We start from the raw sequence: 7,469 nt of genomic DNA, 5'->3' as shown, positions 1-7,469 counted from the left end.
GATTTGGACGGCGCAACCGGGCCCGAGGCTGCCGGAGCAGCAGGTGCCGGGGCTGCGGCAGGCACCGCTTGCGAGACGACGGCGGCAGGGGCAGCAGCCGGCGCCGCGGCGGCGGCGTCCTTGGCAGCCTTCGCGGCCGCCTTGGCTTCCTTGTCACGCGTCGACTTCAGGATCGCCTTTTCGCTGGTAAGCGTCTTCAAACCATCGGCCGGCTCGGAGCCATGGCGGCCGTTCTGCGGCCCCGGCTTGACCTCGGCGCCCTTGCCGGCGTCGTAGAGATCGATGATCTCGGCCAGCCGCTCAGGCGTCAGGTCCTCGAAAGTGTCCTTGAAAATCATGACCATCGGCGCGTTGACGCAGGCGCCGAGGCATTCGACCTCCTCCCACGACAGCGTGCCCTTGTCGTTGGTGTGGAACTGGTCGTGATGGATCTTCGAGCGGCACACATCCATCAGCGCTTCCGAGCCGCGCAGCATGCAGGGCGTGGTGCCGCAGACCTGGATATGCGCGCGCGTGCCGACCGGATTGAGCTGGTACTGCGTGTAGAAGGTCGCGACCTCGAGACCACGGATGCGCGGCATGCCGAGCATGTCCGAGATCGTCTCGATCGCCGCCTTGGTGACCCAGCCTTCCTGCTCCTGCGCGATCATCAGCAGCGGGATAATGGCCGACTGTTCGCGCCCCTTCGGGTATTTGGCGATCCACTGCTGCGCTGCCGCCGCATTCGCCTCGTTGAAGGCGAAGGTGGCTGGCTGGACGCTGGCATCTGCGAGACGACGAACTGACATTTTAGCGATCGACCTCACCAAACACGATGTCGAGGGAGCCAAGCACGGCGGTGACGTCGGCCAGCATGTGGCCGCGGCACAGGAAATCCATGGCTTGCAGATGCGCGAAACCGGGCGCGCGCAGCTTGCAGCGATAGGGCTTGTTGGTGCCGTCGGAGACCAGATAGACGCCGAATTCGCCCTTGGGCGCCTCGACGGCCGCATAGACCTCGCCGGCCGGCACGCGATAGCCCTCGGTATAGAGCTTGAAGTGGTGGATCAGCGCTTCCATCGAGCGCTTCATTGCGGCGCGCTTCGGCGGCACGACCTTGCCGTCGAGGTTCGACACCGGGCCTGCACTTTCCTTGCCGAGCAGCAGATCGACGCACTGGCGCATGATCTTGGCCGACTGGCGCATCTCTTCCATGCGCACGAGATAACGGTCGTAGCAGTCGCCGTTCTTGCCGACCGGGATGTCGAAATCCATCTCGGAATAGCATTCATAAGGCTGCGATTTGCGCAGGTCCCAGGCGGCGCCCGAGCCGCGCACCATCACGCCCGAAAAGCCCCAGGCCCACGCGTCGGCCAGCGACACCGTGCCGATATCGACATTGCGCTGCTTGAAGATGCGGTTGCCGGTCAAAAGCGCATCGAGGTCGTCGATCGACTTCAGGAAAGGGTCGATCCACTTGCCGATGTCCTCGACCAGCTTCTGCGGCAGATCCTGGTGCACGCCGCCCGGCCGGAAATAGGCTGCATGCATGCGCGAACCTGAGGCGCGCTCGTAGAACACCATCAGCTTTTCGCGCTCGACGAAGCCCCAAAGCGGCGGCGTCAGCGCGCCGACATCCATCGCCTGCGTCGTCACATTGAGGATGTGCGACATGATTCGGCCCATCTCGGAATAGAGCACGCGGATCAGCTGACCGCGCTTCGGCACCTCGATGCCGAGCAGGCGCTCGGCCGCTAGCGCGAAGGCATGCTCCTGGTTCATCGGCGCGCAATAATCGAGCCGGTCGAGATAGGGCACGGCCTGGAGATAGGTCTTGGCCTCGATCAGCTTCTCGGTGCCGCGGTGCAGCAGGCCGATATGCGGATCGACGCGATCAACAACTTCGCCGTCCAGTTCGAGGACCAATCTCAAAACACCGTGCGCTGCAGGGTGTTGAGGTCCAAAGTTAATGTTAAAATTACGGACGGAGGTTTCAGCCATCGTGGCGCCTCAGTTTGCCTTCGCCTTCTCATCGCCGGGCAGCACATAGTCGGTGCCTTCCCAAGGCGAGAGAAAATCGAAATTGCGGAATTCCTGCTTGAGTTCGACCGGCTCATAGATGACCCGCTTGGCCTCGTCGTCGTAGCGAACCTCCACGAAGCCGGTCAGCGGGAAATCCTTGCGCAGCGGGTGCCCCTCGAAGCCGTAGTCGGTGAGGATGCGGCGCAGATCCGGATGGCCGCTGAACAGCACGCCGTACAGATCGTAAGTCTCGCGCTCGTACCAGTCGGCGCCGGGATAGACAGCGGTCAGCGACGGCACCAGCGTTTCCTCGTCGGCCTGGACCTTGAGGCGGATGCGCACATTCTGCTTCGGCGACAAAAGGTGATAGACGACGTCGAAACGCTTGGCGCGCGACGGATAGTCGGCGCCGCAAATGTCGATGATCGAGATGAACTGGCAGCGCACATCGTCGCGCAGGAAGGTCGCTACTTCGATCAGATTGCCCGGCTCGACCGAAACGGTCAGCTCGCCATAGGCAAGCACGGCTTCGCCGATGCGGCCGGAGAGCTTCTCGCCGAGATAGGTGGAGAGTTCGTTCAACGCCAGGGTCATCGGCTCACCGTTCGATCGTGCCGGTGCGGCGGATCTTCTTCTGCAGAAGGAGAATGCCGTAGAGCAGCGCTTCCGCGCTCGGCGGGCAGCCGGGCACATAGATGTCGACCGGCACGACGCGGTCGCAGCCGCGCACCACCGAATAGGAATAGTGGTAGTAGCCGCCGCCATTGGCGCAGGAGCCCATCGAGATGACGTAGCGCGGCTCCGGCATCTGGTCGTAGACCTTGCGCAGTGCCGGCGCCATCTTGTTGGTCAGCGTGCCGGCGACGATCATGATGTCGGACTGGCGGGGAGACGCGCGCGGCGCGACGCCGAAACGCTCCGAGTCATAGCGCGGCATCGAGGTGTGGATCATCTCGACCGCGCAGCAGGCGAGGCCGAAGGTCATGAACATCAGCGAGCCGCTGCGCGCCCAGGTGATCAGCGCTTCGGTCGAGGTGACAAGGAAGCCCTTGTCGGCCAGCTCATTGTTGATTTCGAGGAAGAAGGGATCGTCCTCCCCCACCGGCCTGCCGGTGTTGGGGTCGATGATGCCCTTGGGCTTCGGCGCGACGAGGGTGCCTGAACTGTCGTTCAATCCCATTCCAGCGCTCCTTTTTTCCATTCATAGGCAAAGCCGATGGTCAGCACCGCCAGAAACACCATCATCGACCAGAAGCCGAGCATGCCGAGCTTCGAGAAGGACACCGCCCACGGGAACAGGAAGGCGACCTCGAGATCGAAGATGATGAACAGGATCGACACCAGGTAGAAGCGGATGTCGAACTTCATGCGGGCGTCGTCGAACGAGTTGAACCCGCATTCATAGGCGGAAAGCTTTTCCGGATCGGGATTGCGATAGGCCACCAGGAAGGGGGCAATGATGAGCGCCAGACCCACGATCATCGCCACGGCGATGAACAGCACGATAGGCAGATATGAACTCAGGAGTGCGCTCATGCGGCGGCTTTCCTTCGGCGGGGTAGTTCACTTTGATTACAGCAACGAACTCTAATGCGGAAGCGTGACAGTTTAACCGCTGAACCGTTTTAAGGGAGCCCATGCTGCAACGCGGCGAGGGTTAGCGCAGCGGTTTCGGTGACGCAAGTCAAACCTTGTTCAAATCGCGGCCCTGGACGCCATATCGGAAGAAACTGGTCCGATCCGCTCCTGTTTGATTTCCTTCGCTTTTTACTCCACTTTTCTCTCCTGACATATCTCCCGCCATTTGCCTGCTAGCATGGCCGGAATCACCGGCTAAAAATCCAACGGACGATCGGGGCAAGGACAGCTTGATGAAGGAGAAGATCTCGCTCGCCATGGCCAGGCGCATTGCGCTTGGATCACAGGGGTTCAACGACCCTCGTCCCGCAGGGGTTCCGGATCGCCGGCACCTTGCGCGCGTGCTTTCGCGAACCGGCCTGTTGCAGATCGATTCCGTCAGCGCCGTGGTGCGCGCTCATTATATGCCGCTCTATTCCCGCCTCGGCCCCTACCCGCTTGCGCTGCTCGACAACGCCGCGGTCACCCGCAAGCGCGCGGTCTTTGAATATTGGGCGCATGAGGCCTCGTTCCTGCCTGTCGAGACCTACCCCTTGCTGCGCTGGCGCATGCAGCGCGCCGAGCAGGGCGAGGAGATGTATCTCGGCCTGGCCAAATGGGGCCGTGAGCGCAAGGAAATGATCGACGAGATCTATAGAGAGGTCGCCGATTGCGGGCCGATCGCCGCCTCCGACATTGAGGGCCATAAGGGCAATGGCGGCTGGTGGGGCTGGAGCGAGGCCAAGCACGCCTTCGAATGGCTGTTCTGGGCCGGACGCATCACCACCGCCTACCGGCGCGGCTTCGAACGCTATTACGACCTGCCCGAGCGCGTTTTGCCGCAGGCCGTGCTCGACCTGCCCGTACCCTCGGTCGAGGACGCGCATCGCGAATTGCTGCGTATCTCGGCCCGTGCCCATGGCATCGCCACCTATGGCGACCTCCGCGACTATTTCCGGCTGGCGCCCGGCGATACGAAGGACCGCATCGAGGAACTGGTTGAAACCGGCGAATTGCTGCCGGTGAAGGTCGAAGGTTGGGATAGGCCCGCCTATCTCCATAAGGACGCGCGAATCCCGCGCCGGATCGAAGCGCGCGCCCTGCTCGCCCCCTTCGATCCCGTGGTCTTCGAACGCACGCGCACCGAAAAGCTCTTCAACTTTCGCTACCGCATCGAGATCTACACGCCGGCCGAAAAGCGCCAATACGGCTACTACGTGCTGCCCTTCCTGTTCGGCGACCGCATCGTCGCCCGCGTCGACCTGAGGGCCGACCGGCCTGCGAGCATCTTGCGCGTCCACGCCGCCTATGCCGAGGCCGGCGCGCCACCCGAGACGGCAGCCCAACTCTTCGAGGAGCTGAAGCAGACGCAGGGCTGGCTCGGCCTTGAGGCGATCGAAGTGACGCCGGCCGGCGACCTCGGACCGGCGCTGGCCGACATCGCAGTGTCGTAGCCGCGCGTTGACAGGCGCCTAGCCGTAAGCCTAAATCCTGACCCAGACGGTCTTCTCCCGGCAAAGGGAGGAGCCAAGAGGGAATGCGGTGCGGGCCAAAACCCAAATCCGCGGCTGTCCCCGCAACTGTGAGCGACGAGCCCCGGCCGAAAACCACTGGGATGTTCCCGGGAAGGCGGCATCTGAGGCGACGACCCGCGAGCCAGGAGACCTGCCGTCTGAGACTTTAAGTATCCGAATGCCCGGCGGGTTTTCCGGGCAAGGAGCCTGGTTTTGGATCGCAACGGCAGTTTCCCGGCAAACATCGCGGACATTTCGTCCGAGCCCGACGCGTCGGACGGCGTGACCGTCATCGTCTGCTCATCCTGCCGCGACGAGACCGGGTCCGATGCGCATCCGCGCGCCGGCGCGTTGCTGGCCGAAGGCACGCGCCGTGCTGCATCGGGCGAAAACATCCGCATCCGCACCGTCGAATGCCTCGGCAACTGCAAGCGCCGGCTGAGCGCAGCACTTCTGCGCGACGGCTGCTGGAGCTACGTCTTCGGCGATCTGGAAACGACCAGCGGCGCCGACCTCGTCGCCGGTGCAAAGCTCTTCGCCACTTCGACCGACGGCCTGATCCCCTGGCGCGGCCGGCCTGATTCCCTCAAGCGCGGCCTGGTTGCCCGCATCCCTCCCCGCGACATGCTGAAGGACTGACCATGAACGCTTCCGTTTCCCGCGTGCCCTGCACCGTCGTCACCGGCTTCCTCGGCGCCGGCAAGACGACGCTAATCCGCAACCTGCTCGAGAACGCCAAGGGCAAGCGGCTGGCAATCATCGTCAACGAGTTCGGCGATGTCGGCATCGACGGCGAGATCCTGAAGGGCTGCGGCGTCGACACCTGCCCGGAGGAAAACATCGTCGAGCTCGCCAATGGCTGCATCTGCTGCACCGTCGCCGACGACTTCGTGCCGGCGCTCGACCAGATCCTGTCTCGCACGCCGAAGGTCGACCACATCCTGATCGAGACCTCCGGCCTCGCTCTGCCGAAGCCGCTTGTGCAGGCTTTTCAGTGGCCGACGGTGAAGAGCCGCGTGACGGTTGACGGCGTCGTTGCCGTGGTCGATGGCCCGGCGCTGGCTGACGGCCGCGTCGCCTCGGACATGGATGCCCTCCAGGCGCAGCGCGCCGCCGACGACTCGCTCGACCACGACGATCCCGTCGAAGAAGTGTTCGAGGACCAGATCGCCTGCGCCGACCTGATCATCCTGTCGAAGAGCGACCTGATGGATGCGGCGGGCTCTGAGCGCGCCAACGCCGTCATCGGCGAGCATGTGGCGCGCGCCGTGAAAATCGTGCCGACCGCGCAGGGCAAGGTCGATCCTTCGGTACTGCTCGGCCTCGGCCTCGCCGTCGAGGACGACATTGAGAACCGCAAGACCCATCACGACGACGAGCTCGACCACGAGCATGACGATTTCGATTCCTTCGTCATCGACATCCCGTCGATTGCCAATCCGGACGAGTTGGCAAAGCGCGTCGCCCTTGCCGCAGAGCAGGAAAATGTGTTGCGCGTCAAAGGCTTCGTCGAGGTCGGCGGCAAGCCGATGCGGCTTCTGCTCCAGGCCGTCGGCCCGCGCGTCAACCATTATTACGACCGCGCTTGGACAGCCGAAGACGAACGCCGCTCGCGGCTTGTCGTCATCGGCCTCAAGGGGCTGAACCGCCCGGCGATCGAGCGTATCCTCGCCGGCTGAGGGAAATCCGGACTGCGATGCATATCCTCGCCACAACATCCGCTTCGCTCGACGATCTCGCCGAGCCGATCGACCTCAGGCAGACGCCTGCGGATGTCGTGGCGCTGTCCTTCACCGACAGCGACCTCGCCGGCCTGGCCGCTGCTTGGAAGGCCGATGCCGCGCGGCTGCCCTCGATGCGGCTGGCGGCTCTTCGCGATCTTCGCCACCCGATGTCGGTCGATCTCTGGATCGACAGCGTCGCCCGCCACGCCAGGGTCGTCCTCGTCCGCATCCTCGGCGGCTATGACTGGTGGCGCTATGGTTGCGACCAGCTCGCCGCGGTGGCGCGCGAGCGCGGCATCAAGCTCGCGCTGCTGCCCGGCGAAAGTCATGACGAGGACCAGCGCCTGATCCAAGGCTCGACCCTGCCGCGTGCGGAGCTGGACGCCCTGCTCGGCTATTTCCGCGAAGGCGGGCCGGCCAATATGAGCGCACTGGTGCGGAGGCTGGCGCGGCTTGCGGGAGCGGATGCGGCGGTTGCCGAGCCGGTCGGCGTGCCGAAGGCTGGGTATTATCAGCCGGGAGTTGGTGTCGTTGAGAAGCCGAACCTTTCAGTGGTCGGCGATCCTTCGCCCCCCTCTCTGTCCTGCCGGACATCTCCCCCTCAAGGGGGGAG

8 protein-coding genes, 1 pseudogene and 1 riboswitch are annotated in these 7,469 nt (G+C 63.9%); of the genes and pseudogenes, 4 read left to right on the top strand and 5 right to left on the bottom strand.

Annotation, left to right across the window (positions count from 1 at the left end; all coding sequences use genetic code 11):
- The 5 genes from nuoE to EOA27_RS14355 all read right to left on the bottom strand — a co-directional run.
- Positions 1 to 788, bottom strand: a 788-nt coding sequence (nuoE, locus tag EOA27_RS14375) for an NADH-quinone oxidoreductase subunit NuoE (RefSeq protein WP_127256553.1), incomplete at its 3' end; no start/stop codon positions are given.
- A 1-nt stretch (position 789) separates the two neighbouring features.
- The gene (locus EOA27_RS14370) at positions 790 to 1,980 is read right to left on the bottom strand and encodes an NADH-quinone oxidoreductase subunit D (protein WP_126060207.1); all 1,191 of its coding nucleotides are present in this window, start codon (positions 1,978 to 1,980) and stop codon (positions 790 to 792) included.
- Positions 1,981 to 1,989: 9 nt separating this feature from the next.
- Positions 1,990 to 2,595: an NADH-quinone oxidoreductase subunit C gene (locus EOA27_RS14365; protein WP_127256551.1), complete on the bottom strand. Its 606-nt coding sequence runs from the start codon at positions 2,593 to 2,595 to the stop codon at positions 1,990 to 1,992.
- A gap of 4 nt (positions 2,596 to 2,599) precedes the next feature.
- Entirely contained in the window at positions 2,600 to 3,181 is a 582-nt protein-coding gene (locus EOA27_RS14360; protein ID WP_015317338.1) for an NADH-quinone oxidoreductase subunit B, read from the bottom strand.
- Positions 3,172 to 3,537, bottom strand: a complete 366-nt coding sequence (locus tag EOA27_RS14355) for an NADH-quinone oxidoreductase subunit A (protein ID WP_042643187.1) — start codon at positions 3,535 to 3,537, stop codon at positions 3,172 to 3,174. The genes EOA27_RS14360 and EOA27_RS14355 overlap by 10 nt, the downstream gene beginning before the upstream one ends.
- 335 nt (positions 3,538 to 3,872) lie before the next feature.
- On the opposite strand from EOA27_RS14355, the gene EOA27_RS14350 reads away from it, so the two are divergent.
- The 4 genes and pseudogenes from EOA27_RS14350 to EOA27_RS14335 form a co-directional block, all read left to right on the top strand.
- Positions 3,873 to 5,072 carry a winged helix-turn-helix domain-containing protein gene (locus EOA27_RS14350; protein ID WP_126082107.1) on the top strand — a complete coding sequence of 400 codons (1,200 nt, stop codon included), beginning with the start codon at positions 3,873 to 3,875 and terminating at the stop codon, positions 5,070 to 5,072.
- Between the two features lie 30 nt (positions 5,073 to 5,102).
- Positions 5,103 to 5,306: riboswitch (cobalamin riboswitch) on the top strand.
- A gap of 39 nt (positions 5,307 to 5,345) precedes the next feature.
- Positions 5,346 to 5,771, top strand: coding sequence for a DUF1636 family protein (locus tag EOA27_RS14345; RefSeq protein WP_126082106.1), 426 nt, complete (start codon positions 5,346 to 5,348; stop codon positions 5,769 to 5,771).
- Positions 5,772 to 5,773: 2 nt separating this feature from the next.
- On the top strand, positions 5,774 to 6,811 hold the full coding sequence (cobW, locus tag EOA27_RS14340; RefSeq protein WP_126082105.1) for a cobalamin biosynthesis protein CobW: 1,038 nt from the start codon (positions 5,774 to 5,776) through the stop codon (positions 6,809 to 6,811).
- Between the two features lie 17 nt (positions 6,812 to 6,828).
- Positions 6,829 to 7,469 (top strand): annotated as a pseudogene (locus EOA27_RS14335) (cobaltochelatase subunit CobN); the annotation flags it as partial.

Source organism: Mesorhizobium sp. M2A.F.Ca.ET.037.01.1.1 (genome assembly GCF_003998075.1).
Lineage (GTDB): Bacteria > Pseudomonadota > Alphaproteobacteria > Rhizobiales > Rhizobiaceae > Mesorhizobium.
The sequence above is the reverse complement of the archived record's forward strand: the minus strand, read 5'-3'. Positions and strand labels throughout refer to the sequence as shown.

Bases quoted from the DNA above. Each gene is read 5' to 3' on its own strand.
- EOA27_RS14355 (WP_042643187.1), bottom strand. From the start codon at position 3,537: ATGAGCGCACTCCTGAGTTCATATCTGCCTATCGTGCTGTTCATCGCC.
- EOA27_RS14370 (WP_126060207.1), bottom strand. From the start codon at position 1,980: ATGGCTGAAACCTCCGTCCGTAATTTTAACATTAACTTTGGACCTCAA.
- cobW (WP_126082105.1), top strand. From the start codon at position 5,774: ATGAACGCTTCCGTTTCCCGCGTGCCCTGCACCGTCGTCACCGGCTTC.
- EOA27_RS14360 (WP_015317338.1), bottom strand. From the start codon at position 3,181: ATGGGATTGAACGACAGTTCAGGCACCCTCGTCGCGCCGAAGCCCAAG.
- EOA27_RS14365 (WP_127256551.1), bottom strand. From the start codon at position 2,595: ATGACCCTGGCGTTGAACGAACTCTCCACCTATCTCGGCGAGAAGCTC.
- EOA27_RS14350 (WP_126082107.1), top strand. From the start codon at position 3,873: ATGAAGGAGAAGATCTCGCTCGCCATGGCCAGGCGCATTGCGCTTGGA.